This is a genomic window from Limnothrix redekei LRLZ20PSL1 (genome assembly GCF_043235035.1).
Lineage (GTDB): Bacteria > Cyanobacteriota > Cyanobacteriia > CACIAM-69d > CACIAM-69d > CACIAM-69d.
Genome location: NZ_JAZAQF010000086.1, coordinates 342,556 through 369,474, shown reverse-complemented (window position 1 = coordinate 369,474; position 26,919 = coordinate 342,556). Strand labels below are relative to the sequence as shown.

The following is a 26,919-nucleotide window of genomic DNA, read 5'->3' as shown; positions in this document are numbered from 1 at the left end:
ATGACCCTTGCTCTGCCTAATCCCCAGCCCCGATCGCCCATTCCCAATCGCCCGCCAGTTATTCAACTCTCCGAGATTTACAAAATCTACGGCAGCGACAACACCGAGGTGCGCGCCTTGAATGGGGTCAACTTGGTGGTGGAAAGTGGTGAATATTGCTCAATTATGGGCGCATCGGGTTCCGGCAAATCCACCATGATGAACGTGATTGGTTGCCTCGATCGCCCCAGTTCCGGGCGCTATCAGCTCGATGGCATTGACGTGGCCGAACTGAACGAAAAAGACCTAGCCACGGTGCGCAATTGCAAGCTGGGGTTTGTGTTTCAGCAATTTCACCTGCTGCCCCAACTAAGTGCCCTGGAAAATGTCATGTTGCCGATGGTCTATGCGGGTGTGCCCAGCGGGGAGCGACGACAGCGGGCCCTGGACGCTTTGGGCCGCGTGGGTTTGGGGAATCGGGTGAACAATCGACCCAACCAACTGTCTGGGGGGCAGCAACAGCGGGTGGCCATTGCACGCGCGATCGTGAACCGCCCGATCGTGTTGTTGGCCGACGAACCAACCGGCGCACTGGACACCAAAACCACCCAAGAAGTGCTGGATATTTTTGAAGAATTAAACCAAAGCGGCATGACCGTGGTGATGGTGACCCACGAACCGGAGGTGGCCCGTCGGACTCATCGTGTGGTTTGGTTTCGGGATGGGCAGGTTTTGCACGATCGCCTCCATCCCGAAGATTTAGGACAAGTGACCGCCGTTGCTTAAAGGGCTGGATCTATCGGCGATCGTGACGATTCATTCTATCAAGAAAGCCAAAGAAATCGACCTTCCCTAAATCTGAGGCTGAGGTTCCTCAAAAAGCTTTAGCCAAACTGCCAGTTCTGGAGGGATTTCGCGTCGTTTACGAGTTTCTTGGTCAATGCAAACATGGCGCGTGAATGCCTGAGCCGTGTGGAAATCCCGCTGCGATCCTTCAAAAAAGAATTCATATTCACATCGAAATTCGCTTTCTTGGATGGCATAAACCCGCATCACAATTTCCAGGCGATCGCCACAGGACATGGGCTGAAAAAATTTCGCTCCCGTTTCCACAATTGGCATTACCCAAGGCTGCGATCGGCTGAAGAAATGTTTGGCATTAACCCCCGAAGCCATCAGCGAGGTTTCATAGACTTCGTGGGCCCATTCCAATAGCCGCGAAAAATACATTACCCCTGCGGCATCGGTTTCGCCAAAGCGAACGGTACGATGATAGGTAAAAGCCATGAATGATAATTTGAATTGATTAACATGAATAATAAATTGAATTGATTAAATTGAGCGTCAGTCTGGGTCGTTGTGGGATGACTAATATTTAAGGGTGCGATCTCTGGAAGACTCGGATAGCTCGATCGGGGTGGCGGTCATGGAATTCACTCCGGCTTTAACTGACAAGGAAATTGGTTGAGCCAAGGGAATAGCCGCTGGGAAACAACTACTTCGGTGCGATCGCGCCCTTGTCCCTCATCGTATCGGCACTTTAGCGGCTTTAGGGGTTGACATTCCGTGGGTTTAGTATTGCTCAACTCACAGACTGCTACAAACTATCGAAAATCAGATTTTGAAGAAAGCATAAGATATCTATCATTGCTTGAAACTGCATGATACGGTATTCAGAGTTAGCACTTCAAAAGTGTATTTAGAAATTCAGGCAAATAAGCATGAATGAACTGCCAGAGCAAGACGCTGAAGATCTATATTCTCAATATCTACAGCAACAGCCGGTAGAGACGCAACAGGAAGGAGATGATCTAAAAGAACACCTCCTTGAACTAGAAGAACGATTGGATAAATTGGAGGATCAATTTAAGATACTAGAAAAAATAGTCAAGAAGATTGCTGGCAAGCTGAAGTAGCACATGTAAAGCAATTCATAATTTTGCGAGACAAGTATTGCCCAATTAGTAGGGTGGGCAATGTACACCTACAGCCCGTACTGAAGCAGTTTGATCATGTTTCAGGAACGGGTGATTGTTGCATTCAAGCTGATGCGCGGCAGGCTTTCTAGGATGCGTGACTTTAAATCCCCCAGGCGATCGAGTTCTCCTGAATAGCTAGGAAGCGTTAGCAGTTGTCGATCGAGCGCGACATTGAAATAGCTCAAGATATCTTGGGGCGCAAAGTTGAGCTTGAAATAATCCGCAAAGCTGTAGGCGCGATCGGGCTGAATAATTGGCAGTTTGGGCATGATTTTGAGTAATTGGCTATGGAGTGTTGACTTAAGGATAGCCAATCAAGACCGTAATGGTCGCCATCACTCCCAACGGTTTACGTTGAAGAATGAGCCGTAGCCGATCGCCTTGCCAGCCATCGCTGAAATGATTCTGGACTTTCAGAAGATTTTTTGCCTAGCAATAGACCCGCAATGCCAATATCTTCATCGAGTTCTGGCCAGTGAATGCCAAAACCTGCACCGCTGATTTGAAAATTTTGGCACTCTGCTTCTATGCCGTAAACCAATCGAGGATACCAGGCGATCGGAACTGATAGAACTCGCCCATCCTCTAACGCCAAAATCAAGTGATCCTCATTGAAGTTCACTCCCATAATTCGCTTCGACATCATAGAATTTTATACAATGGATAAATCGTATACAACTGCAAGATTATGACGTTCCAAGAATTACAAACTCAAGTTCTTCAACTGTCGCTGGATCATCGGTGGCAGCTCGTACAGCTCTTGCTGGAGTCCTTGAAACAGGAAACCCGATCGCTTTTCAAGCAATCTAGCTTGTCGCGCTTGAGAGGGATCGCTAAATTGCCAGAGCTTAATGCAACTGTTGATTCTGGAAGTTATACAAATTACTTAGCTCGAAAATATCAGTAATGTCTGATTATTCATTCTGACTCGGTAGCAAGTTGATTAGCATACTGAGTAACTGAGGAATATTGCGTTCAATGACTTGCCAAACAATATCTAAATCAATTCGATCATATTGATGAGCAACGATATCTCGCATTCCGGCCATATCATCCCATGGCACTTCTGGATGTTGTGCTCGAAACTCGCGAGATAATCGTTTTGTTGCCTCTCCCATGATTGCAATCTGGTACAGAATTGCAGATTGTGTTCGCAAATCTGACTTTAACTGATCACGATCGAGTCCTTGAGCAAACTGTAAAATCAATTGCCCTGCTTGGACAATATCAATCAGTGATGCACTATCCCGCGACATAAGCAACTTGGGCTGTTTCTAGAATTTCTTTTCGGCGAATCCAGTTGTGGCTTTGCTCAATTGATTTTTTGGTCAACAAATCAACCTCGCGTCCTAGCAATGTCTGCAGTTCACGCTTCATTTGAACTAGTTCTAAAATTCCCCAAGTTGAACTGTCCTCAAAACTGACCATGACATCAATATCACTGTCTGGTCGAAAGTCGTCTCGTAGAACAGACCCAAAAAACGAAAACTCTTGAATCTGCCATTTTTGGCAAAAGGCGATCAGTGCCTGCTGAGGAATCTGAATCTTCAACGGCTGCTTCAACATACCTTTGCCTGGCCGGTGGCTTGAGGGTTCAGCGATATAGTCCGTTATACCAGCTACTCGATCCAACCATTCGTTAGCCTCAGACTTAATCCTTGAAGGCTGAATTAAAAGGTCTGCCCATTCACGCATCGCGATCGATTTGGACGATCGCCCCGTGGGCCCTTGCTGTCGCTTTAAGCACCGTCCGCTGGACTTCCTAGAATGGAAGATAAGCACCGGAACGCTTTGAGAGGCTCGCACACCGTGGTTGCAACTGTCCCCAATTCTTACGAAGACCGCACCCAATCGATCGCCCGTGAACTGATTCAAGCCACCCAAACGAAAAAAGGCTTCCTGGCCCAAATGCGCGACCAGATGAAGCTTGATGACAAGCTGATGGATTGGACCATGAGCAATCCCGGCTTGAAGGTGCAATTGTTTCGGTTCATTGACTGTCTGCCCGCGTTGCAATCGAACCCCGAAATTGCCGCCCACCTGCGGGAATATTTGACCACTGAAGAGGTGGAACTGCCGGATTTGCTGAAAAATTTGCTGAATTTTTCCGATCCCGGTTCAATGCCCGGTCAGGTGGCGGCCACGACGGTGAGTACGGCGATTAAGACGCTGGCGCAAAAGTATATTTCCGGCGAGACGATCGCCCAGGCCATCCGCACGATCGAGCGGTTGCGGAAGGACAAAATGGCCTTCACCGTCGATCTGCTTGGCGAGGCGGTGATTACGGAAGTGGAGGCCCAGCAGTACCTCGATCGCTATTTGGATTTGATGGCGCAGTTGGCGACGGCGGCCCAGCGCTGGCCGACGATCGCCCAGATCGACGAGGCGGACGGTCAGCCCCTGCCCAAGGTGCAAGTGTCCGTGAAGCTGACGGCGTTCTATTCCCAGTTTGACCCGCTGGACGTGGCGGGATCCCAGGCGAAAACGGCCGATCGGGCGCGGGTGTTGCTGCGGCGGGCCAAGGAATTGGGCGCGGCGGTGCACTTCGACATGGAGCAATACAAATATAAGGATGCGACGTTGGCGGCGTTGAAAGCGGTGTTGATGGAGCCGGAGTTCCGCGATCGCACCGATATTGGGCTGACGCTGCAAGCCTATTTGCGCGATTCCTACGCCGATTTGCAGGGCGTGGTGGCCTGGGCGAAGGAGCGCGGCACACCCGTGACCGTGCGGCTGGTGAAGGGAGCCTATTGGGATCAGGAAACGATCCAATCGGTGCAAAAGGATTGGCCGCAGCCGGTGTTTAATGACAAGGCGGCGACGGATGCCAACTACGAAGCGATGACCCAGTTGCTGCTGGAAAATCATGCTCACTTGTATGCGGCGCTGGGAACCCACAATGCTCGATCGGCCGCGAAGGCGATCGCAGTGGCGGAAAAGGTGGGTGCGCCCCGGCGGGCCTTTGAGCTGCAAGTGCTGTACGGCATGGCGGACAAACTGGGAAAAACCTTGGCGGACAAGGGCTATCGGGTGCGGGTCTATTGCCCCTACGGCGACTTGATCCCCGGCATGGCGTACTTGATTCGGCGGCTGCTGGAGAACACGGCCAATTCGTCGTTTTTGCGCCAAAGCAGCCTCGGGGAGCGGGAACTAAACGAGTTGGCCGCCGCGCCGCAGCCCAATGATGCGGTCTATGAAACGGTGGTTCCCTTCGCCAATGCGCCGGATACGGATTATTCGCGGCAGAATTTGCGCGATCCGGCCCTGGCGGCGATCGCCCAGGTGAGGTCTCAGTTGGGCCAGCTTTACCGGCCGTTGATTGCCGGTCGGCGGGTGGAAACCAGCGAAACGATCGCCTCGGAAAATCCCTCGAAGCCCCAGGAGCTGATCGGCAAGGTTGGCCTAGCCAGCATTGAGCAGGCCGACGAGGCGATCGCGGCGGCCAAGGCGGCCTTCCCGGCCTGGAAAGCCACACCGGCCAAGGAACGGGCGGCGATCCTGCGAAAAGCGGCTGACCTGATGGAAGCGCGGCGGGCGGAGTTGTCGGCTTGGGTTTGCTTAGAAGTGGGCAAAGCCTTGCGCCAAGCGGATCCCGAAGTGTCCGAGGCGATCGACTTTTGCCGCTACTATGCCGACGAAATGGAGCGGCTAGAGGCGGGCACGGCCTACGACTATCCTGGCGAAACCAACCGCTACCACTACCAACCGAAGGGAATCACATTGGTGATTTCGCCCTGGAATTTCCCCCTGGCGATCCCGGTGGGCATGACCGTGGCTTCGCTGGTGACGGGCAATTGCACGATCCTGAAACCCGCCGAAACCTCCTCGGTGATCGCCGCCAAATTCATTGAAATTCTGGTGGAAGCGGGCATTCCCGATGGCGTGCTGCAATACGTCCCGGCGCGTGGCTCGACGGCGGGGGCGCACATGGTCAAGCACCCGGATGTGCACACGATCGTTTTCACCGGCTCCCAGGAAGTGGGCTGCTGGATCTATGCCAACGCGGCGATTTTGCAACCGGGTCAGAAGCACCTGAAGCGGGTAATCGCGGAGATGGGCGGCAAAAATGCGATCGTCGTGGATGAGAGCGCCGACCTGGATCAGGCGGTGCAGGGCGTGGTGGATTCGGCCTTTGGCTACAGCGGCCAAAAGTGCTCCGCTTGCTCCCGGGCGATCGTGCTTGCGCCGATTTACGAGGCGTTTGTGGAGCGGCTGGTCGAGGCGGTCAAGTCCCTGAACATCGGCCCGGCGGATGATCCGAGCGTCAAGGTGGGGCCGGTGATTGATGGCACGTCCCAGGCTCGCATCCGCGACTACATCGCCAAGGGCAAGGCGGAATCGACCCTGGCGATCGAGCTGCCAGCCCCCGAGGGTGGCTATTTTGTGGGGCCGACGGTGTTCCGCGATGTGCCCCCAACGGCGGCGATCGCCCAGGAGGAGATCTTTGGGCCGGTGTTGGCAGTGATCAAGGCGGAGACGTTCGAGCAGGCGCTGGCGATCGCCAACGGAACGCAATTTGCTCTCACGGGGGGTCTCTATTCGCGCACGCCGTCACACATCGATCGGGCGGCCCGGGAGTTCGAGGTGGGTAACTTATATATCAACCGGAACATTACGGGGGCGATCGTGGCGCGGCAACCGTTCGGCGGGTTCAAGCTCTCGGGGGTTGGCTCGAAGGCGGGCGGCCCGGACTATCTGTTGCAATTCCTGGAGCCGCGTGTGGTGACGGAAAACGTCCAGCGCCAAGGTTTTGCACCGGTCGAGGGGTTTGAATAGGGGCGATCGGTAAGAGCCACAGGAGGGTGCGCGGCTGTACATTAGATTTAGACTAGCCATGCACCCTTACTGTTTTTTCACTGTGATGATCGAAGCTTGCCCTAAACTTCTTTTTCAGGTCTTTACGCCAATTTTTTAGCATGAGGTCAAAGTACTAACCTAGTAGCTTGTTCACTTCAGTAAACTAAAGCTTCAACATAGTAATTCTTAAGCTCATGGAAAGTAATTCCAATAGCCTAATTCCTGAAGATTCAGTTTTTCATCCAGTTTGGCAACGCGATCCATCAGCCTGGTTTCCAGGAGATGAGAAAACATCAGCATTAATTGCTGGTGGACATATTTGGGATGATATTCTCAGGCTTCTTGAAATTCGCAATCAAAGCAAGGATGAATACAATCGCAAGCTACTATTAAAGTATATCTGTATCGAGCTACGATCTTTAACTGAAGTTATGGATACAATCCAAGTGGCAGTGATGTCTGCTGAAGTGCATGATATTGATGTGAAATCTTATTGGAGAGGTATTACAACTGAAGATCTAGTGGTGGCAAAAAAATTATGGAAAGAATATTCCAGGGCAAAAAAGCAAGTTGAAAACGACTTGATTAATATTCGCAATAGAATTGCAGCTCATCGCGATTTTTCATATAAAGGTAAGGAAATTGAAGGCAAAACAGGATGGCACTTAGCAATGATGCTTTGGGATCGTTTGGATCTTGATATGTTTAGAGATCTCATGTCTGCTATTCCTCCAGCTTTCAATCATGCTAAAGATCTCAATATCTATGAGTGGAATCGCATTCCAGAAGATGGAAGCATTGAGATTCTGGGTGGCTTTATTAATAAGTGGGAGCTTTAATAATGAGATATTAGGATTTTTCAAGATTAAACGGATACAAAAAATCAAGAAATCTCCAATAACTTTAGGGTTTAAATATTGGTCTGAATTAGAAAATATTGGTAGCTAAAGTTGGTCTTTTTAAGGGTTAGTTTAATTCATCAATGGTCTGTCTGTAAAATTCATAATCGTTACTAGCAAATGAGTGGTAGTGTGTATGGCCCGCCAAACAAATTTGACAAACCATATTGTAATTCCGATCGAGCGTATTGCTGAACTGTGCGATCGCTGGCAGATCACCGAATTTGCCCTGTTTGGCTCAGTGTTACGCGACGACTTTCGTTCCGACAGCGACATCGATGTTTTAGTCAGCTTTGCGCCCACCGCTCAACGGGGACTCACCGAAACCCTGCAAATCCGTGATGAACTAGAGGCCCTATTCGGCCGTCCCGTTGACTTGTTGGTAAAAGCCGCGATCGAGCGCAGTGACAACTGGTTACGCCGCCAAAACATCCTCAACACTGCACGAGTGATTTACCGTTCACCCCAATTTTGAGCGTTGACCATACCAACCTCCCCGATCGCCCAGAAGCTCACCGATTAAAATACTAAGTAGATTAGTCGTCAGGAAAAATGACGATTACAGCCAGCACAGCAAGAAATCGATCATGCCCGCCAAAGATATTTTCCATAATTGCGTCAAAAATTCTCTAGTCAAAGCAGGCTGGACAATCACCCATGATCCCTTTCGGATTCGATTAACACGCAAAAACCTTTTCGTTGATCTTGGTGCCGAGCGCTTAATTGCAGCCGATCGGGGCACAGAAAAAATCGCCGTTGAAATCAAAAGCTTCACCCGCGCCTCTGACATCAAAGATTTAGAAGATGCCCTCGGTCAATTTATTCTTTATGAACGACTCCTCTTGCGCTACGCTCCCGAAAGAACCCTTTACTTAGCTGTCACTCATTCAGTCTATAAAACTGTTTTTGAAGAAGAAGCTGGTCAAATACTGCTGGAAGATAAGTTAATTCGCTTGCTGACATTCGACCCTAATCAGGAGGTGATTAAGCAATGGATTTCAACTTAGACACCGACCAATCAATCATTCAGAAAATCTTCAATGGCTACATTGAATTCTTAGGAACCAGTGACGATATTCAGCTAGAAACGATCATCGACACCCACAATCACCATTATCTGCTGGTCGAAGTCGGCTGGCACAATGGGCGACGCATCTATGGCACGCTCCTACACATTGACATCATCGATCAGAAGCTTTGGATTCAACAGGATGGAACAGAAGAAGGAATCGCCGATGAACTAGTCGCCTTAGGAATTCCCAAAAATCGCATTGTCCTGGGATTTAAACCCAGCGATCGCCGTCAAATCACTGAATTTGCTGTTTCCTAAACTGCTTGTCGGAACCATCACTCAGCACTGTCCGAACCACCCAATCTGGAGCGTTGACCATGCCAGCCTCCTCGATCGCCCAAAACTCAACCGATCAAGACGCGGTACTGATGCGATCGCTGGCTGGGCAATCACGCCATCCTCACCTGGGTCAAATCGCGATCGCCCTGCGCGACAACCTGGTCAACATCTACGGCGATCGCCTAGCCCACCTCATTCTCTTTGGCTCCCAAGCCCGAGGCGATGCCAAACCAGACTCCGATCTCGATTTGCTGATTGTTCTGCACGACCAGAAAGCCAAAATCGATCGCTTGCAAGAACAAGAACGAACCCAGTTCATCACCGATCTTTATCTAGACTATGAATTAGTCATCTGCCCCATTTTCTGGCTAGAGCATCAGCTAGATTGGGAACACCACCCACTCCTACAAAATATCAAAGCCGACGGAATTTCACTAATCAATCTGAACTCGAACGAGATAATTAATTAGGAGCCTTGTACCCATTCTGTAAAACTGCTAGAAGGCACGCACCGCCTCCCGTAGCACAACATCTTTCAAGTAGGGGCGCAGCGATTGTGGTGTCCCTAAGTCAACCGAACAATTTAAAATTTCCTCCAGATAGTCCTTCAGCTCAATAAACGTAAATAATCCCACGGGTTTCTCGAACTCCACCAGTAAATCCACATCACTATCAGCCTGAGCTTCATCCCGGGCCACTGAGCCAAATAGAAATAGCGTTTTCACTGCAAATGCCTGAATTTGCTGCTGATGGTTCAATAATGTTTCGATAACTGTTTGCCGACTCAGCATCTTCAGTGCACCATCATTGCTGGAACTGAACCTAGACTGTTCTGTTATACCAAAGAGAAGCGAGATCACTGTACAGAATTTCACTCATTAAGATCGTCAATAGTTAGCGTGACTACCCAACTGGATAACTGGCAGCGTGGAACCTGGGCAGAATTCATCGCGATCGCCCAACAAACCAACCCCGATAGTTGTCAGAATTCGCGAGGCTACTACTACAACGGCTGGATGCGCCTAGAACCCACTCGATCGGGTGCAGATCAAGCTCGTAGCCATGCCATGATTCCCAGCTTGGTCGGCTTGTACGCAGCCCTTGCACCAATGAAGCTGGCGGGCTACGTGAATCCCATTATTCAACGGTGGCAACACCAGCAAGCACAACCACACCTAGCGTTTTATATTGATCGCGACCTCAAAGACCTGCCAACCGGCAATGCACCGATCGACCTCGATCGCTTTGATCCACCCTCCCTCGTAGTCGAAGTTGGCGCAAGTAGTTTTGCCGATGATGTGGGTATGAAACGACTGCTATATGAGCGGCTTGGCGTGGCGGAATATTGGGTGGTGAACGTTGAAGCGCGATCGATCATTGGATTTGCGATCGCCGATCGGGGCAGCCGAGAAATTCAAGTCTCGCAAGTGTTGCCCGGTTTAGAATTGTCGATCATTACCGAAGCGCTACAACGGCTCGATCGCGAAGATGACGGACAAATCACCCGCTGGCTAATCGATCAATTCCAGGCAAAATCTTGAGTCAAAATGCCAAAGTTATCAATTCCTTACTTGGTCATCTGCCCCATTTTCTGGCTAGAGCATCAGCTAGATTGGGAACACCATCCACTCCTACAAAATATCCAAGCCGACGGAATTCCACTGATCAATTAAAGTGCATTGTCCCAATCGGGAGAAAGGGCACGGAAATTAAAGAAATCAGCACGGGGATGACAACGAATGCAGGTGCTGAGTTGAACGGGGTCTTGTAGCTGAACGCGGGGGTGCAAAGCCTTGAAAGTGGTGGTTCTGCCAACGCGGTAGTTAATTTGTTCGTTGTTTTCGGCGGGGCGTGAATATTCTTTCAAATAGTTCCAAATGATTTGGAGGCTGGGATCTCGGGGTGGTTCAATCGTGGTTCCGTAGTGGTCGCGATCGCGAATCAGATTTCGCCAAACCTGACTGGGCATCAATCCTGGGGGCACACCGATATGGCAGGAGGCACAATTTTCCAGGTACAGTTCTCGCCCCAGCGTGAAAGAGGGCGCAACGCGATCGATGTCGCCGTTGGGGTCGATGAGCACCGATCGCTCGGCTTGGGCGATGACCGATTGGCCAGAATCCGCGATCGGGAGCGAACTCGGCGCGATCGCCCGGGCCAGCCCGACCCCAAACAGCATAGCCAGCAGTGCCAGCAGGAGCGCAATCCCCCAGGATGCACGCCGCGATCGGATGAGATGCCCAAATTTGCTGTCTGCCATGCCCGATGGTTGCCGTGAAGGATTTGGAGGAAAGGAATGGGTGGGAGCTAGTCTACGGAAATCGTTTGCAGGAGCCGATCGACCACGGTGCGGGCGTTTTTGCCCCCAGCGGGAATCAGACGGTGCGCCAAAACCGAGAGCGCCAATTGTTTCACGTCATCGGGCAAAATATAATCCCGATTTTGCAAGAAGGCGAGGGCTTGGGCGGAACGTTGCATGGCAACCGCGCCCCGGGGACTGACTCCAAGGGTGATTTCGTCATCTTGGCGGGTCGATCGCACCAGGCGCAGGATATAGTCCTGGACTGCGGCGGAAATCTGCACTTGGCGACAGGCTTTTTGCAGTTCTCGCACCGACTCCAGCGTAATGCAGGGTTGCAAATCTTGGTCGATCGCCCCCATCTGGTGTCGCTGCAACATCCGCAGTTCATCTTCCGCCGACGGATAGCCTAGGGAAAAGGACAGGGCAAAGCGATCCATTTGGGCTTCCGGCAGCGGAAACGTCCCTTGATACTCGATCGGGTTTTGGGTTGCAATCACAAAAAACGGCTCCGGCACGGGCCGCGACAACCCATCCAAGGTCACCTGTCGCTCTTCCATCACTTCCAACAACGCCGCTTGGGTGCGCGGTGTGGCCCGGTTAATTTCATCGGCCAACAACACATTGCTGAAAGCGGGCCCCGCCACAAACTCGAATTGCCCCTTTTGGGGATTCCAAATATTAGTACCGGTCACGTCGGCGGGCAACAGGTCGGGGGTGCATTGCAAGCGCTGGAACTTGCCATCAATCGATCGCGCTAGGGACTTGGCCAACAGCGTTTTGCCCACCCCGGGCACATCCTCCAGCAGCGCATGGCCACCCCCCAGCAGCGCCACCAACACAAGCTGGATTGCCCCATCTTTGCCAACGATCGCCCGTTGGAGATTGTTCTGAAGTGCTTTCAGTGCCTGTTTGTGCGACTCGATCGTTGGCGAACTTTCACCCATAATTCAATCCTAAAATTTGGCCGAATTTGGCAAAGTCAGCTCCATAACTTCAGCCCTCAGGGTGCAACCCTAAGGACATGGCCCCAAGCCATCTGCAAGCCATGAAACTGTCGGTCTGAATTCGACGGAGGAGCTAGGAAACCAAGCCCTCCGTCAGCTTAACTTAAGGTAGCGGCAGTGAGGCGATCGCGGGCCTGTTGACGATCCTGCTCAATTTGAGTTTTCAGGTCTGTCAAAGATGCAAACCGCTGCTCTGGGCGCAGAAAATCAATTAACTCGATCGTCACCCATTGTCCATACAAGTCTCCTGACCAATCCAGCAGATGCACTTCCACGGTCACCGCCGCCTGTTCGCCGACCGTGGGCCGCCGACCAATATTCGTGACTCCCGGCCGCAGGGAACCATCGGCCAAGGTGACCCGCACCGCATAGACCCCCAATCGGGGCAGTAGTTTTTCCGGGGGAATGGTTAAGTTGGCTGTCGGGAAGCCCAATTGCCGTCCCAGTTGTTGACCCGCTTCCACCCGTCCGGCGATCGCATAGGGCCGCCCCAGGAGCGCTTGGGCCCTATGCACATCCCCATCCCCAAGAGCGGCCCGAATCCGGGAACTGCTGATGCGCCCTTCTTGGTCAGACATCAGCGACACGATTTTGACCGGCACGCCAAATTCGGCGGCAATTTCCCGCAGGCGATCGGCCGTTCCCGATCGACCTCGGCCAAAATGAAAGTCGGCCCCCACGGCGATCGCCCGGGCCTGCAAGCCCCGAATCAGGATCTCCACCGTAAAATCTTCGGGGGTCAAATTCGCCAGCGATCGACCAAAGGGCAAAATCACAAATTGCTCAATTCCCAGGCGATCAAGCACCTGCGCCTTCTCATCCATCGGTGTCAGCAAAGGGTGCGATCGCCCACTGAAAAACGCCTTGGGGTGGGGCGAAAAGGAAACCACCGTACTCACCGGCATCGAACCTGGCTCAGCGGCAGAATCACTTGGGTCGATCGCTGGGCCATTCAAAATGGGCGCAATCACCCGTTGGTGACCCCGATGCACACCATCAAAATTACCGAGTGCGATCGTGGTCGGCGACAGTACCGAATCCAGTGCAGACGTGATCCAAACCAATAGGACTCTCTAAGCTCCCCGAACAACAAACTCCTGCGAGCTGCGCCCTCTAGATCGATCAACAACCTAGAGTGATGACCTAGACCGAGATCCAGGTTCATGACTCCGATGCATCACCTAGCTCAAGACTTGCTAGTTCAAGACTGGCTAGCTCAAAACCCGATCGCGGCAATCTCAGCTTAGTTCAGGTGTGCAATCTAGGGATGGTCGTCAGTCATCTAGGCGAGCACCGTCACCTCTGGGCGAATGGTCGGTTGTTCCGGTCGTCGGGGGGTCAGTTGAATCGTCATCCCTTCCATCGCAATCAACGCATGGGGGAAAGCCGCCGCCGCCTGCCGACCCATTTCATCCAAGAAGGCATCCGTGTGCAGAGGATCATGATGGAAAATGACCAACTGGTCAACATTGGCCGCCTTCGCCACCTTCACCGCCTCTTGCCAGGTGGAATGGCCCCAGCCCACCTTGCTGGTCTTAGGCGAATGGTATTCATCATCGGTGTAGGTGGCATCGTAAATCAGCACATCCGCATCCTTGGCCAGGTGCAGCACGTTCTCATCCAGGCGATCGGAAAAATGTTCCGTATCGGTGACGTAAGCCACAACCCGCCCTTGCCAGGTGATGCGATAGCCCACCGCTTCGCCAGGGTGATTGAGAGACGCATTTTCCACATGCAGATCATCGATCGCGATTGTGTCTCCCACCTGCATGTCATAAAAGGCCAAATCCGCCCCCATTACTTGCAGGGGAACTGGGAAGTTGGGATGCAACATTTGGTCATTCATGCGCTGCTTAATCGTTGCCCCATTGGGCGCGGGCGCTCCGTAAATGTGGAAGCGATTGCCCTTAATAAAAGCAGGCACGAAGAACGGGAAGCCTTGAATGTGGTCCCAATGACTGTGGGTGAAGAACATGTGGGCTTCAACGGGCATCTCGGCTAGCATGGATTGCCCCAAGACCCTTAACCCCGTACCACCATCAAAAATTAACCGACGATCGCCCACGCGCATTTCGACACAGGGGGTGTTACCGCCGTATTTAACCGTCTCAGGGCCGGGGCAGGGAATACTGCCACGAACACCCCAAAAGCGGATCTGGAACTGGCTGTTCGGACTGGACATGGGTAAGCGGATAAGCCAAATTTCAGTGCAGAGTGACGCTCCCCGATGCCATACAGCCTAGCGCGATCGGTCGCATGACTGGGGAAAACATTGCGGTGGGTCAGCAGATGGAGATTCAGGCGGAATTCATACGGAGCATGACCAACGATGTTTGCCGAAAGCATTGCCGAAAACAACCGACGGTCGCAGCCCGGCCCTGGACACAGATTGCATCGCTGAAGAATGCATCTCTAGAATTCTCAGCAAGAATTTCCAGTGAGGAATCTCGGCTAGAAGCTCTAGATTGACTTTGCGTTAGGCCAATTGATGCACAGGGATTCGCAAGATGCAAGGTGGTTGGACTGTAATCCAGGTAGAGTCTGGTTAAACCAAAACTAGAGTAAAGCCGCATTCGCACAGGCGAGGTGATTTAAATCAAAGCTTGTCCCGATTGCCGTCAGATTTGTAGTCTGGGATAGCATTTGGGCAATTCTAAAATTTTCATCGACCTAGAGCTTTGACCCAGATCCCCGACCCAGATCCTCGCCTCAGATGCCAAAGCTAGCGTTGGGCCCTGAGCGGCTCCGCAACCACTGGATCCAGATCCTGAATCCGGATAACGGATCGAGCAGACAGATCTATTCAGCAGGCGTGAAATTCCAGCAGCGCTGGGTGACTTCGATTTTGACCCGTTGGGCCCCGATCGTGCCAGGTGATTACCCGACAACTATCGACAACTATATTGACCTAATCTGACTCAATTGGGCACTAAACCGTTTTTGACGAATTGGAACCGATGGCGGGTAGGGTTGCCCAAGGAAGCGATCGAACCTGAACCTGTTGAACCTCCCAAAATCTTAGCTGACATTCTCCGCCGGCCTGTGAGGGAGAACACAGGCGATCGGGGCAATTTCAGCAAGGATTTAGGGTAGGTTATCCCTCGTTTCGCAGATTGGGGAACAGCGTCCGGAATCCTTAAGGCTTCCAGAGCAATTCCAACCCAATTGACTTTGGCCGAGCGCCATCGCCAAACGCCATGGCCCAGATTTGGCTAGGATCCCTGTGGTCAAGACCTGCCGCTAGACATCGGAGCCGTCTTTGGTTCATTCTGGGTCTGATCTGACCGGTCTTCGTCGAATTTGAGGACAAGCGGAGGCCAGCCCCTACCATTGGCTTGGGCTGAGTTCACCGATCGGGGGTCACCCTGGAGTCATCGCTTGAGAGCGATGGCTGAGGAGCGATGAACTGGGAGGAATTGCTTGGGCGTGAGTCTGCCTGGGCCTTGCCTCTGTTTAAGCTCTCCTGGAGATCTCCATTTTTTATCTCTACGTTGTTGACTGCTGGTGTGGCTGATCGTGATCCAACTGCTACTTAGTCTATTGAATTGCTCTAACCAGTGCCATTAGGAGACGATTTACCATGCGATCGCGCACTGTCCGAGAGGGGGCCGTTGGTCTGCTGGTGCTATTGGGACTGGGGCTAGTTGCGGTGCTGAGTTTGTGGCTCAGTGAAACCTATTTGGGTCGTCGTCCCTATCGTTTAATTGTTGAGTTTGCCAATGCCGATGGGCTGAAGGTTGGCTCTCCGGTTTTGTTCCGTGGGGTGCCGGTTGGCAAGGTGACGGATATTCAGGCGGCTTCCAACTCGGTTGATGTGGTGATTGAGGTTGAAAATCCGGAGTTACGAATGCCTCGCCAATCCTCGGCGGAGGTCGATCGCACCGGGTTGATTGGTGAAGCATCGTTGGCCATTCGTCCCCTTAACGACAGTCGGCCAGTGCCCACGGTGGGGCCGGGGCCAGCCCAAGGGGATTGTGATTCCCAGTTGTTGCTTTGTGGGGGCGATCGCCTGGTGGGCAGCCCGCCCATTAACTATGGATCGTTGATTCGGGCGATCGTCAAAATTGCAGATTTGATTACGGATCCGACATTTCAAGGCAAGGTCGATCGAGCCATGGGCAACCTCAACGCCACCACGGCCGAGATTCGACAGCTCAGTCGAGATGCAGCCAGTTTGGCGCGGGCCCTGCAACAGGAGGTGCGCACCTTTGGCAACACTGCCCGTTCCATCACCCGCACCTCAGACACCATTAACCGCGCCACGGGCAGCACTACCACGGCCATTGTCCGCACCGCCAATTCCCTGGAGCAAACCAGCACAAACGTTAATGGGCTGATTGTCAGTAACCGGGGGAATTTGAGCCGAACGTTGACCAGCTTGGCGGAAACCAGCGCGAGTCTGCGCAATGCGTTGGGAGAGGTTGCGCCCGCCATGCGTCAGTTACGCGGTAGCAACCTCCTGCAAAATTTGGATGCGCTGACGGAAAATGCGGCCCAAACGGCGGCCAATTTGCGGGACATCACGGGGGCGATTAAGAGTCCCCAGAGTCTGTTGATGTTGCAACAAACGGTGAATTCCGCGCGATCGACCCTCCAAAATCTTGAAAAAATCACTGGTGATTTGGATGAGCTGACGGGCGATCCACAATTTCGCAGCAGCTTGCGGGTGATTATTACGGCGCTGGGGCAATTTCTGGCCACTACGCAACAGCTTGAGGAACAGGTACAAGCTCCGGGCCCGGGGCCGGAACGGGCAACCCCGCCCGCCAATCGATCCACCAACCGGCCCGCTAACCAATCCGAGAGTGAACCGGATGTGGATGTGCGGTTTGAGCGTTAGTGGCTTGAGCGTTAGGGATTTGGGCGAGTGTTCGTGCATGAGGCCGATCGCCCGCTTAATCTGCTTCGGGAGCCTCGTAGTCCGGGGGAAAATCCGTTGCGGGCCACAACAATCGCAGACCCATAATCGCAAACCCGATCGCGGCGGCTGCCTTCACCAAGCGGGTGGGCAAAAGTTGGGCCGTGCCCTCGCCAATCACAACCCCAATCAGGCTGGCAAACACCAGGGCGGCCGCCGTGCCCGCAAACACGGCTCGGGGCGATCGGGAACCGCCACTGAGGGCGATCGCGGCCAGTTGGCTCTTGTCGCCCAATTCCGCCAAAAACACAGTGATAAAACTCAGTCCCAGTAATTGCCAATTCATAACCCTACCCTCCAACCATGGCTTCCCACAACAGGGAGACGGATACCATCAACAGAATCGCGCCCACGATGGTTTCCAGGGTTTTGATCGACACCCAACGAGCCAAAAGCTGACCCAACAGCACACCAACCAAACTGGTGGAAATGAGGGCGATCGTGGCTCCCAAAAACACCACCCAAGGTTGATGGGACTCAGCAGCCATCAGCAGAACAGCCACTTGCGTTTTGTCCCCAAATTCCGCCAAAAAGATGGCGATGAAGGTGGAGGCAAAGGCGCTGAGGAAATTGCTGCGGGCGCTGGTGGCGGGCGATTGAGCCGCTGATGGGCGATCGGGTTGGGCCTCGGACTGGGCCGGGGTGAGGGCAGAAGGATCAGACAAGTTCACGGGATCTCGTAACGGCGGCGGGAAACGGCGAAAACAAGGCGAAAACAAGGCGAAAACAAGGCGAAATCAGCAGGAACTAGCGCTGATTTTCACAGTGCTTTCATTTTTGATGAACCTATTCTATCGCTGATGTTGCAGATGGTTTGGGGAATTGCGGTTCAGGAATTCCAGCGGGCTGGGAACTGGACTAATGGGAGCCGGGCCATGGCCAACCGGCCCTTCAGAGGCGATCGATGTGGCCAGTGCCGCCAGTTCCGCCACAGCGGTGAGTTTGGTGAGTTTACGGAATGGGTGCGCTATGGTTGGGGCGATCGAGCGTTGCCGGAATTGCCGAAACCGGACAGCGGCGATCGATCCAACGGGCCAACGGCCCAACCGTGGTGTGAAGGAGACAATCGAACATGTTAGTGCAGCAACAGCCGTCCCTGACTTGGTTGCAGCGCGAGCGGGCCTGGGTGGAAATTGACCTGGCGGCCCTGCGCCACAATGTGCGCCACCTGAAAACCTGGGTGGGCGATCGGGTGGAATTGTTGGCGGTAGTCAAGGCCGATGCCTATGGCCACGGGGCGGCGACCATTGCCCGATCGGCCCTGGCGGCGGGGGCCCAATGGCTGGCCGTGGCCACGATCGAGGAAGGCGGCCAACTCCGAGAAGCCAACATTGATGCACCCATTTTGGTGTTAGGCGCAGCTCACACCGCTGATCAGATCAAGGCGCTGCTGCATTGGAAACTGCAACCCACCCTCTGCACCTTGCAACAGAGTTTCACCTTTGCGGAGGTGCTGAAATCCTTAGGGCGATCGCTGCCGGTACACCTCAACATCGACACAGGCATGGCCCGGCTGGGAACCCGCTGGACGGAAGCCGCTGACTGGGCCCAATGGGTTGCCCAAGCGTCGCCCCTACACCTGGCCAGTTTGTATTCCCACTTCGCCACGGCCGATGAACCGGATCCCACGGTGATGCGGCTGCAATATCAGCGATTTCAGGGGTTTTTGCAGGATTTTTCCCAACGGGCCCGATCGAGCGGCCTGACCCTGCCCAAAATTCACATGGCCAATTCCGCCGCCCTACTGGCCGATCAGGCTTACCACTTTGATCGGGTGCGGGCCGGCCTGGCGCTTTATGGCTTGACCCCCGCACCACACCTGGCCGGCATTTTGCCCCTGCGGCCGGTGATGAGCATTCGGGCCCGCATCACCCAACTGAAAACCATCGAACCCGGTGAGGGGGTGAGCTATGGCCATCGTTACGTCGCCCAGCGGCCCACCCGGGTAGCCGTGGTCGGAATTGGTTATGCCGATGGAGTGCCGCGCAACCTGTCTAACCAAATGCAGGTTTTGATTCGCGGGCGATCGGTTCCGCAGATTGGGTCAATCACCATGGATCAATTGATGTTGGACGTGACGGACTTTCCCGGCGATCTGATGCCGGGTGAGGTGGTCACCCTGTTGGGAGAGGATGCCGGCCAGCAAATTCCGGCAGAAGATTGGGCCGATCGGCTGGGAACCATTTCTTGGGAAATCCTTTGCGGCTTTAAGCATCGCCTACCCAGGATTACGGTTAATGATTAATAGGAAGTTGCAAGATTAATAGGGAGTTGAAATGAGCTGATGGGGGCAATTGCGGGATTTTAGAGAAGCTTTCGCAGATACTAGGGCCTGTCGTCAAATCGCCTGAAACCCTGATTCTGCCGTTGGCAGATTGTGGGGGGACAAGATGCTCAAGCCCCTTGTTACAACGACTGGGACATGGAAAATCAATCGTTTCCGCCTGATCCTAGGAAATGACGACAGGCCCTAGCTTTCGCAGATACTAAAGAAATCCCGCTTAATCTTGCGACCCATCCCGCTCAATGACCTTTCGGGTAAAACTCTCGCTTCACGGTTGTCTGGCAACGGAGGAACTGTTGGTCCGTTTGGACTTGTGGCGCAGTCCCCATCACAAACAAACTTGCAATACTCGCCTGCCGCCAGCGCCGGAATTGGCCCAGGTGGCCACAGAATTTTGGGACTTGTGGGCGAGTTATCCCAACTTGCGAATTAAGGTGAAGGGCATTCAGCGGCAGTTGCCCCTTCCTTTGCATCGTCAACAGTGCCAAATCGCGGCCGAGCGCCTGCAAACCCTGTTTAACAACTGGTTGGAGGGGGAAAGCTTTCGGGAAATTACCCATGAAATTCTGCGATTTAGCAATCCCGACGATGATCTGTGGCTGTCGATCGCCACGGACGATCGCCATGTGCCAAGGCTGCCTTGGGACGAGTGGAAACCCCTGAAAGGTCACCGGTTCGCCTGGGGCTGTTGTCCAACCAGTGGCAAAACACCACCCATTCAGGCGCGATCGACTCCTGGGGGCTTGGTTCGGATTTTGGCGGCTTTGGGCGATCGGACGAATTTAGACCTTGATCCCGATCGACAGGCTCTTCAGCAATTGAACACAGCAGGGCTGGCGGATGTGCAGTTGCTGGATGCTCCGACTCCTGAACAGTTTTTTGATGCCCTGCGCGATAACCAACCGCAGGTGCTGGTCTTTGCGGGCCATGGCTACCCCGGAACCATAAGCCGATCGGGTCAGATTGGCCTTAACCTTCAGCACAACATTTCCGTAGAAAACTTCAGCCATGCCCTTGAAGGCGCGGTTCAACAGGGGTTGCAACTGGCGATTTTTAACTGTTGCCACAGTGTGGACTTGGCGGAAGCACTTCATCGATCGCACCTACCGGCCGCCATTGTGATGCGGGCTTCGGTGCCCGATGTGCTTGCTCAATATTTCCTCAAGGACTTTCTGACTCACTATGCCCAATCGCGGTCGCTGCCCCTAGCTCTGTATGAAGCCCGTCGATCGCTCCAACGCTCCAGTGCCAAATTTCCAAGGGCCGATTGGTTGCCGCTGGTGTTTCACCACCCCCTGTTAGATTTGCCCGCTTGGCCCGATCGCTCCCACGCGGAAGCTGATTTCCAAAGCTGGAGCGAACCCGTTGACCCGAGTGCAGTTCGGTTCGGCAGCGATCGGTCACTGAGGCAGGATCCAATCCAGAAATTCAGCCAGGAACCCAATCAGGAAATCAGTCAAAAATCCAGTCAGAAATTCAGCCAGGAACCCAATCAGGAAATCAGTCAAAAATCCAGTCAGAAATCCAGTCAAAAATCAAGCCAGAAGTTAGACCAGGAATCAAATCAGGAAATCAGTCAGAAATTAAATCAGGCACTGAGTCCAGAAAACAATCAGAAAATTAGCCCGAAAATCAGTCCGAAAATTAGTCTGAAGCCATGGCAACTGGGTGGGCAGGCACTCTTAGCCACGGGAATCACCATTGGCCTAGGCGGCATAATTCAAACCCCGGAATTTTGGGTTTATGACGCAATGTTGCAGCAGCGGCCGTTGGAATTACAAGATCAACGTATTTTGCTGGTCACGATTGATGAAAATGACGTGGCTTATCAAGATCGTCAAGGTTGGCGACGGCGACGGATTCCAACGACCGAGGGTGAGGTCAGCTCCTTGGCTCCGGAGGCCTTGGCCAAGCTTCAGGAGCGACTGGCTACCCTGAAACCCAGTGTTATCGGGGTGGATATTTATTATCCCTGGCCGCTGACCTCCGCTTGGCGAAAGCGCCTCTGGTCGAATCCTCGGGTGGTGGGTCTGTGCAAATTAGCTGACCCAACGGAAGATTCTGCGGAAATTCCAGCCCCAGTGGGCTTGAAGCGCGATCGGGTGGCTTTTTCTGACCAAGCCAGTGATTCAAAAAGGGTGGTGCGACGGCAACTCTTGGCCATGGCGGCTCCCCAGTCCAGCCAAGCTTGTCACGCCACCTATGGGCTGAGTGCTCTGTTGATGGATGATTACCTGAAGCAACAGAGGGTGGCATTTCAGGCCGTGGGCGATCGATGGCAGTATGGTTCCGTCACAATTCCCCAAATCACCGCTGGAGCGGGGGGGTATGGGTGGTTTGATGACCAAGGCAATCAACTGCTGTTGGCTCCTCGGCGGGCGGATTGGGTACGTTTGCCCCTGCGAGAGGTGTTGCAAAGTACCGATCGAATTCCTTGGACTGGTCAACCCAACCCGATCGTATTAATTGGCAATATCCAAGCCAGTTCCGAGGATCGATGGAAACTGCCGGGTGGGCAGGAGATTCCGGGCTTGGAGATTCAGGCTCATGGCATCAGCCAACTGATAAGCGCGGTGCTGGACAATCGCCCCTTGCTTCAGGCGATCGCTTGGCCGCACAAGTTGGGGTGGATTTTGCTTTGGGCGGGTCTTGGGGCAGGGCTGTTGGCGGTTTGGCAGGCACGGAACCCGCAGCCTCGTTGGTGTGATCGACTTTGGATTGGGGCGATCGGCTCGCTGGCGGTGGGGGGGATCGGGATGATCAGTTTTTTTTGGGCGGCTTGGTGGTTACCGGTGGTGTCGCCCATGGTGGCCATGGGTCTGGTGTTGTTGCCAGTCCCCGGGAGAAAGGGCCGTTCCCAGTTCTCCCGATGGCTTGGCCTGGTGCAGCGACTCCCTAGGCGATTGCTGAGGTCTTCTTGAGGGGCATGGCTAGGCGATCGCCCGGTTTGGGTTCCAGAATTTGGGCTGCTAACCCTGCCCCCTGCAATTGGGTCTGAAGCTCGGCAGCATTGCCCTTCGCCCGCAACAGGGACACCAGCAGACCTTCGTATTGCACATCACCCGCCGCCGCCGTCGGTAACATCACTTGGGGCCGCAACATGGTTGCCAGCTTCAAGGCGCTGTTGGTTCCCTGAATAATCGACAGGAACCCTCCGATCGACAGATCCATCAGTGGGCAAAGGGTCACATCCACCGGCCCCAACTCGCTCAACTCCGCCGGGTGATAGCCATGGGGTTCATAGTAAAGACTCTCGCCGGTTTCGGGCCCCGCGATCGCCCGCAGAATGTAGCCGTTTTCTAGGGTTTTGGGCCCCGTGGGGGAGCCGGTGGTGGCGCGGATGGCCACCTGTTGATCCAGCGTCCAAGTTTGACCGTGATCAAGGGCGATCGCCGTTTGGAACCCCAACTGTTCGGCGACCTTGGCCGCGCTGGGCGATCCCAACACTGGCACGGTGCGATCGATCTGTTCCAAGGTGGGGCGATGGGCGTGATCCTCCAGCCCTTGGGACAGCAGAACCAAGTCCAAATTGGCGGGAATTGGACGAGGGTTGGGATGGGTGGCCTTAAAAAACCAAGCGGCATTCCCAAACATCAGCGGCCCCACAAACCAGGGATCAAGCAAAATGCGCTTGCCCGCCAGTTCAATTAACCAGCTATTGCTATCAAACCAAGTGAGGTGCATGGGTGCGATCGGGAAGTTTGCGAGTGGATCTGCCTTGTATCGTAGCGCTGGATTTTGACTGTCGATCCTGTCCGTCATCGCTCGTCCACTGGATGGCTAACTGGCGCGATCGGTAAATGTTCGATCGTCCTGCCAATCGCGATCGAGCAAACCACGCAGGGCCCGCCGACAGATATAAGCCGTGGCTCGGGTGGCAGACTCCCGCTGCCAACGCTGACAACAGTCCCAAACAAACTGCGGCTGCGATTTGGCCGCGTCGTTCAGCCAATTGGCGACGCTGTTTTGCACATACCGCGCAGGATCCGCCCGCAGGGGTTCCAACAACGGCAATCCTAAGGATGGCTCGCGCTTCAGGGCTTGGATGTGCGCACACCACACGCCCCGCGGCCGGGTTAACTCCGTGGCGAACCGACGCAGATTCGCTGATGGGTGAAGCGTCCAGGGAATTAACTGGGTGACCGCCAGTTCCAATTGATGGGCCGCATGGGGCCGCAATGCCATCCAAGCCCACTCCCGCACATTAGCGTTGGGGTCGTCCGCTAAGTTGGCGATTTGGGCCAGGCGATCGGGCAACGACAGCCCCGGAGCTAAGCCCACCATCATTGCAGCCCAACTGCGGGCCGTGTCACTGCGGTGGGTGGCAAATCGCTCCGAGCCGGCCAAACCATACCGATCGAGCAGCAGTTGCCCCACGATTTGCATCCGAGCCTTGATTTTCAAGTGGCTATGGGCGGTCACCTGTTCCAAAATCGGCGCTCCCACATCGGGGGCGATCGCTCGGAGCAGTTGCCCATGGTCGATCGCCAGCACTTCCGTGAGGGTCACCGCCTCCAGTGTGCCGTGGTTCAGGTGCTGCAAAATAGCCGGGGCAATTTCTGCGATCGACTTCGCACCGGTGCGCGCTGGAGCCGGGGAAACGGGACAGGTTTTCATGCCAGATGTTGTCATGCCAGATACCAGTGGGTTGGGTCAGCCGGGGAGGTCAGGCTTGGATCCAGCAGCCGATGCGACCACCTGCACCAGATCCTAGTGAGGCGATCGCCCAAAAACAAATTTCAGTCAGGAATTTCAGTCAGAAATGGGCTGCCTATCGCGCCAATGGCTGATTAACCCCGAAAAACGTTGCTAAAGAACCCATCAACCAACTGACCAACAACTGACCAACAACTGAACCATGAATCATGGGTTCAGTGCGCACCGATTCAGGATGAATCATCCGGTGATTTCAAATGATTTAAACACCTTTTTTTCAAGGAATGTTTTAAAACAACATCAAAGTCAAAAATGATTGCGATCGGGCCAGCATTCCGCTAAAACTAGTGACTGTCGTGGGCAGTGACACCCATCAACGTTGACGAAACCGGCTGGGTTCATCGAACTCGCGGGAAAACTCAAACGATTGGGTTGCTGCCAACTCCCGATCGCCCGGGGAGCCTTGGCCCAAGATTTTGTTCTGCATGGTCATCGCGTACCCCATCCCTGGCCCGATCGCCCGATGGTCGAAACTCAAACCGACCATTTCTAGATGCCCGAACACTAGCGAATCCTTCAATCTCTCAAGGCTTCAATTGCCCAATATTTCAACAGCGAATGATTGAATAATTGGATGATGGAAAATTTTGAGAGATTCTAGTCAGGCTTCATTAGTCCTGCGCAGTGCCCCTAAATATCTAACCTGACTCAACAATTCATCTAAGATTCCTTGGATTCAGTTGAATTAATTCATTCAACTTGTCCATGCTTGTTCATGAACTGAGGGTCATTGGCCAAAGTTTGTGAACTCGATCGCCAATCATTCTGTTTTTCTGGATGAAGTCTCTAGGCAGTTTTCGAGAGAGCCAGAGGTGCAATTAACCTCTTGCTAGCTTGGGTTGCTGTTAGCTGGAAAAACTGAAAATTTGCGATTACCCATTGCGATGATTGGTGAACATGGGCTGATGATTGATCGAGAATCAATCTTTGAATTGTTGTGAGATATGACGGCTATCTGCGTTGGGCAAGGGTGATTTTTGCTGTTTTGCTGCCTGGAATAATTACTACGATGGCCAAAGTCGAGTGGAGCGATCATTTCTGTATTGGTGACGATCGAGTGGATCAGGAGCACCAAGACATTTTTGAATTAGTGAATGAGTTGCAGAGTGCTATCGATCATCAGGAATCGATGGACAAGCTAGCGATGATGTTGGAAAAGTTGGCTGAACACACGATCGCCCATTTTCAGCATGAGGAATCACTCATGCAGGATCATGCTTACCCGGGACTCGATCGCCACAAACATTGCCACGATCGCCTAATTCAGAAAGTGACCAAACTGATTCAACAGTTTCAAACGGGTGAAACCAGCGCTATTCAGAATCTGATGAATTTCCTAGCCGATTGGTTGCGCCATCACATCAAGGGCGAAGATCAAAAAATGATTCAGTTTATGCAACAAAAGCACCACCAACTCACGACGGTCGGTAAAGCAGGTGAACTGATTGGAATTTAATGGGGAATTCATTGGGAATTTATTGGCCTTTGATCAGGAATTGACCTGAAAATTTGCCAAAGATTCCACAATGACCCGAGCAACGGTTTCTGTTGAAAAGTGCTCCATGGTGGTGGCGTATCGATCGAACTGTCGATCGATGCCCATCACCTGTTGAATCGCGGTTGCCAGGGCCGTCGCGTCCCCGATCGGGATTGTTTGCACTGCGGGTAATTCACCAAAATCCACCGTGGATCCCACCGCTTCAGTGGCAATGAAGGGTAAGCCCGCTTGCAGACCTTCATTAATCACCAATCCCCAGGTTTCTCCTGCCCGATTAGAGGGCAAAATCAGCACATCCGCTGCTAGGTAAAAGGGAGGTAACTCCTGCTGATTCCGAAAACCTAAAAACTTGACTGCCAAATCTGGCATAGTTTCCGCCTGGGCTTCCAGTTGTGGTTGCAATTCCCCAGCGCCCAGATACAGAACCGCTAATTGGGCTTGCAATGCCGGGGGTAACTGGGCGATCGCCTGGAGAATTAAACCGGGATTTTTTTTGGGAATTAATTTACCGCTAAAGAGCAAAACGGTTCGCTCTGGATTGAGCCAAAGGGCGGCACGGGTTTTGGCCCGAATCGTTTGTTTTTTTTCAGGAGATAAATCTGCGAACCGATCGGGCACACAGTAGTAAGCCATGGCAATTCGGCGGGCGGGGATGCCGTGACGAATCAGGTGCTCGCGATTTAGGGAGCCGATCGCCACGGCCGAATCAAACAACCCATATAGCAATCGATAAACCAGCGATCGCACTAGGCTTTTCCAACCCTGGCGCGGCACTGCCTGATCATTGGTTTCCACCCGCAAGCTGCAAGGAATTTTCCGAAATTTAGCGGAAATGGCAGCGGTAACAGCTCCCTTATAAATCAAGCTGTGAATCAGCAGGCGATCGGGTTTTTCTTGGCGCAAGAGGGCCGGAAAACCGGTGGCTCGCAAACTCCAAAAGCCTTTGGGTTGCTTTGTTTGATTGGGATTCAAAACGACCGATCGATAGCCATTGAGTAGGGGTTCATCCCAAGCAATACTTTGGCCAAACTCCCGATCGCGATAGCCCTGAATTGAAAAATCCGAGAGATAAACCACCAACAATTCATCACCTCTGGCGGCCAACTCTTGGGCCATGCATCGAAATACCGGAGCGTGATATTGCACCGGATGGGAAGCCAAAACCAAAAGCTTCATTGTTAGACCTGTGAGA

General features: G+C 53.2%; 30 protein-coding genes. 15 read left to right on the top strand and 15 right to left on the bottom strand.

The annotated features are described in order from the left end of the window. Positions 1-765 carry an ABC transporter ATP-binding protein gene (locus VPK24_RS16305; protein ID WP_393014919.1) on the top strand — a complete coding sequence of 255 codons (765 nt, stop codon included), beginning with the start codon at positions 1-3 and terminating at the stop codon, positions 763-765. A gap of 66 nt (positions 766-831) precedes the next feature. On the opposite strand, the gene VPK24_RS16300 is transcribed toward VPK24_RS16305, so the two are convergent. Beyond that, positions 832-1,266 carry an acyl-CoA thioesterase gene (locus tag VPK24_RS16300; RefSeq protein WP_099531947.1) on the bottom strand — a complete coding sequence of 145 codons (435 nt, stop codon included), beginning with the start codon at positions 1,264-1,266 and terminating at the stop codon, positions 832-834. A gap of 434 nt (positions 1,267-1,700) precedes the next feature. On the opposite strand from VPK24_RS16300, the gene VPK24_RS16295 reads away from it, so the two are divergent. Further along, positions 1,701-1,895, top strand: a complete 195-nt coding sequence (locus VPK24_RS16295) for a hypothetical protein (RefSeq protein WP_393014917.1) — start codon at positions 1,701-1,703, stop codon at positions 1,893-1,895. A gap of 101 nt (positions 1,896-1,996) precedes the next feature. Here the strand turns inward: VPK24_RS16295 and VPK24_RS16290 are convergent, their stop codons facing one another. From VPK24_RS16290 to VPK24_RS16275, 4 genes are all read right to left on the bottom strand, one after another. Beyond that, positions 1,997-2,227, bottom strand: a complete 231-nt coding sequence (locus VPK24_RS16290) for a hypothetical protein (RefSeq protein WP_393014915.1) — start codon at positions 2,225-2,227, stop codon at positions 1,997-1,999. A gap of 80 nt (positions 2,228-2,307) precedes the next feature. Next, positions 2,308-2,604 (bottom strand): DUF2442 domain-containing protein, encoded by a 297-nt coding sequence (locus VPK24_RS16285; protein ID WP_393014914.1) that lies wholly within the window; start codon positions 2,602-2,604, stop codon positions 2,308-2,310. Positions 2,605-2,872: 268 nt separating this feature from the next. Further along, a complete protein-coding gene (locus VPK24_RS16280; protein WP_393014912.1) occupies positions 2,873-3,214 on the bottom strand; it encodes a HepT-like ribonuclease domain-containing protein in 342 nt (113 codons plus the stop codon). Further along, positions 3,201-3,524 carry a nucleotidyltransferase family protein gene (locus VPK24_RS16275; RefSeq protein WP_393015002.1) on the bottom strand — a complete coding sequence of 108 codons (324 nt, stop codon included), beginning with the start codon at positions 3,522-3,524 and terminating at the stop codon, positions 3,201-3,203. Before VPK24_RS16275 ends, VPK24_RS16280 begins: the two co-directional genes overlap by 14 nt. A 201-nt stretch (positions 3,525-3,725) precedes the next feature. On the opposite strand from VPK24_RS16275, the gene pruA reads away from it, so the two are divergent. The 6 genes from pruA (at position 3,726) to VPK24_RS16245 (ending at position 9,475) form a co-directional block, all read left to right on the top strand. Beyond that, on the top strand, positions 3,726-6,734 hold the full coding sequence (pruA, locus tag VPK24_RS16270; protein WP_393014910.1) for an L-glutamate gamma-semialdehyde dehydrogenase: 3,009 nt from the start codon (positions 3,726-3,728) through the stop codon (positions 6,732-6,734). A gap of 215 nt (positions 6,735-6,949) precedes the next feature. Next, a complete protein-coding gene (locus VPK24_RS16265) occupies positions 6,950-7,594 on the top strand; it encodes a hypothetical protein (RefSeq protein ID WP_393014908.1) in 645 nt (214 codons plus the stop codon). A 196-nt stretch (positions 7,595-7,790) separates the two neighbouring features. Further along, complete coding sequence (locus VPK24_RS16260) at positions 7,791-8,129, top strand: nucleotidyltransferase family protein (protein WP_393014907.1); 339 nt, start codon at positions 7,791-7,793, stop codon at positions 8,127-8,129. 112 nt (positions 8,130-8,241) lie between these two features. Continuing rightward, entirely contained in the window at positions 8,242-8,661 is a 420-nt protein-coding gene (locus VPK24_RS16255; protein WP_099531937.1) for an element excision factor XisH family protein, read from the top strand. Further along, positions 8,646-8,984 carry a XisI protein gene (locus tag VPK24_RS16250; RefSeq protein ID WP_190528393.1) on the top strand — a complete coding sequence of 113 codons (339 nt, stop codon included), beginning with the start codon at positions 8,646-8,648 and terminating at the stop codon, positions 8,982-8,984. The genes VPK24_RS16255 and VPK24_RS16250 overlap by 16 nt, the downstream gene beginning before the upstream one ends. 59 nt (positions 8,985-9,043) lie before the next feature. Continuing rightward, positions 9,044-9,475 (top strand): nucleotidyltransferase domain-containing protein, encoded by a 432-nt coding sequence (locus VPK24_RS16245; RefSeq protein WP_393014904.1) that lies wholly within the window; start codon positions 9,044-9,046, stop codon positions 9,473-9,475. Between the two features lie 27 nt (positions 9,476-9,502). Here VPK24_RS16245 and VPK24_RS16240 read toward each other — a convergent pair whose 3' ends face one another. Further along, the gene (locus VPK24_RS16240; protein ID WP_393014903.1) at positions 9,503-9,796 is read right to left on the bottom strand and encodes a nucleotidyltransferase family protein; all 294 of its coding nucleotides are present in this window, start codon (positions 9,794-9,796) and stop codon (positions 9,503-9,505) included. Between the two features lie 108 nt (positions 9,797-9,904). Between VPK24_RS16240 and VPK24_RS16235 the strand changes: the two genes are divergently transcribed. After that, on the top strand, positions 9,905-10,546 hold the full coding sequence (locus tag VPK24_RS16235; RefSeq protein ID WP_393014901.1) for a Uma2 family endonuclease: 642 nt from the start codon (positions 9,905-9,907) through the stop codon (positions 10,544-10,546). Positions 10,547-10,674: 128 nt separating this feature from the next. Here the strand turns inward: VPK24_RS16235 and VPK24_RS16230 are convergent, their stop codons facing one another. The 4 genes from VPK24_RS16230 to VPK24_RS16215 all read right to left on the bottom strand — a co-directional run bounded on the left by VPK24_RS16230 (position 10,675) and on the right by VPK24_RS16215 (position 14,493). After that, a complete protein-coding gene (locus VPK24_RS16230; RefSeq protein WP_393014899.1) occupies positions 10,675-11,265 on the bottom strand; it encodes a diheme cytochrome C in 591 nt (196 codons plus the stop codon). 47 nt (positions 11,266-11,312) lie between these two features. After that, complete coding sequence (locus tag VPK24_RS16225) at positions 11,313-12,251, bottom strand: AAA family ATPase (RefSeq protein ID WP_393014897.1); 939 nt, start codon at positions 12,249-12,251, stop codon at positions 11,313-11,315. 158 nt (positions 12,252-12,409) lie between these two features. Continuing rightward, a complete protein-coding gene (locus tag VPK24_RS16220; RefSeq protein ID WP_393014895.1) occupies positions 12,410-13,375 on the bottom strand; it encodes a bifunctional riboflavin kinase/FAD synthetase in 966 nt (321 codons plus the stop codon). A gap of 218 nt (positions 13,376-13,593) precedes the next feature. Beyond that, positions 13,594-14,493, bottom strand: a complete 900-nt coding sequence (locus tag VPK24_RS16215) for an MBL fold metallo-hydrolase (protein ID WP_393014893.1) — start codon at positions 14,491-14,493, stop codon at positions 13,594-13,596. 1,398 nt (positions 14,494-15,891) lie between these two features. Here VPK24_RS16215 and VPK24_RS16210 point away from each other — a divergent pair. Beyond that, positions 15,892-17,151, top strand: a complete 1,260-nt coding sequence (locus VPK24_RS16210) for an MlaD family protein (protein WP_393014892.1) — start codon at positions 15,892-15,894, stop codon at positions 17,149-17,151. A 55-nt stretch (positions 17,152-17,206) separates the two neighbouring features. On the opposite strand, the gene VPK24_RS16205 is transcribed toward VPK24_RS16210, so the two are convergent. Together VPK24_RS16205 and VPK24_RS16200 are read right to left on the bottom strand one after the other, a co-directional pair. Further along, on the bottom strand, positions 17,207-17,515 hold the full coding sequence (locus VPK24_RS16205) for a TMEM165/GDT1 family protein (protein WP_393014890.1): 309 nt from the start codon (positions 17,513-17,515) through the stop codon (positions 17,207-17,209). 4 nt (positions 17,516-17,519) lie between these two features. Beyond that, complete coding sequence (locus VPK24_RS16200; RefSeq protein ID WP_190528402.1) at positions 17,520-17,900, bottom strand: TMEM165/GDT1 family protein; 381 nt, start codon at positions 17,898-17,900, stop codon at positions 17,520-17,522. 129 nt (positions 17,901-18,029) lie between these two features. Between VPK24_RS16200 and VPK24_RS16195 the strand changes: the two genes are divergently transcribed. From VPK24_RS16195 to VPK24_RS16185, 3 genes are all read left to right on the top strand, one after another. Next, positions 18,030-18,308 (top strand): hypothetical protein, encoded by a 279-nt coding sequence (locus tag VPK24_RS16195; protein ID WP_393014888.1) that lies wholly within the window; start codon positions 18,030-18,032, stop codon positions 18,306-18,308. Next, the gene (gene alr, locus VPK24_RS16190; RefSeq protein ID WP_393014887.1) at positions 18,302-19,474 is read left to right on the top strand and encodes an alanine racemase; all 1,173 of its coding nucleotides are present in this window, start codon (positions 18,302-18,304) and stop codon (positions 19,472-19,474) included. The genes VPK24_RS16195 and alr overlap by 7 nt, the downstream gene beginning before the upstream one ends. Positions 19,475-19,755: 281 nt before the next feature. Continuing rightward, positions 19,756-22,434: a CHASE2 domain-containing protein gene (locus VPK24_RS16185; RefSeq protein WP_393014885.1), complete on the top strand. Its 2,679-nt coding sequence runs from the start codon at positions 19,756-19,758 to the stop codon at positions 22,432-22,434. Here the strand turns inward: VPK24_RS16185 and VPK24_RS16180 are convergent. Beyond that, positions 22,409-23,275, bottom strand: a complete 867-nt coding sequence (locus VPK24_RS16180) for an MBL fold metallo-hydrolase (protein ID WP_393014883.1) — start codon at positions 23,273-23,275, stop codon at positions 22,409-22,411. The genes VPK24_RS16185 and VPK24_RS16180 overlap by 26 nt on opposite strands. An 18-nt stretch (positions 23,276-23,293) precedes the next feature. Then, entirely contained in the window at positions 23,294-24,145 is an 852-nt protein-coding gene (locus VPK24_RS16175) for a DNA alkylation repair protein (RefSeq protein ID WP_393014881.1), read from the bottom strand. A gap of 403 nt (positions 24,146-24,548) precedes the next feature. Between VPK24_RS16175 and VPK24_RS16170 the strand changes: the two genes are divergently transcribed. Beyond that, positions 24,549-24,722 carry a hypothetical protein gene (locus VPK24_RS16170; protein ID WP_393014880.1) on the top strand — a complete coding sequence of 58 codons (174 nt, stop codon included), beginning with the start codon at positions 24,549-24,551 and terminating at the stop codon, positions 24,720-24,722. 516 nt (positions 24,723-25,238) lie between these two features. Next, on the top strand, positions 25,239-25,685 hold the full coding sequence (locus VPK24_RS16165) for a bacteriohemerythrin (RefSeq protein ID WP_393014878.1): 447 nt from the start codon (positions 25,239-25,241) through the stop codon (positions 25,683-25,685). A 33-nt stretch (positions 25,686-25,718) separates the two neighbouring features. On the opposite strand, the gene VPK24_RS16160 is transcribed toward VPK24_RS16165, so the two are convergent. Then, positions 25,719-26,903 carry a glycosyltransferase family 4 protein gene (locus VPK24_RS16160; RefSeq protein WP_190528406.1) on the bottom strand — a complete coding sequence of 395 codons (1,185 nt, stop codon included), beginning with the start codon at positions 26,901-26,903 and terminating at the stop codon, positions 25,719-25,721. Positions 26,904-26,919 lie beyond the last annotated feature (16 nt).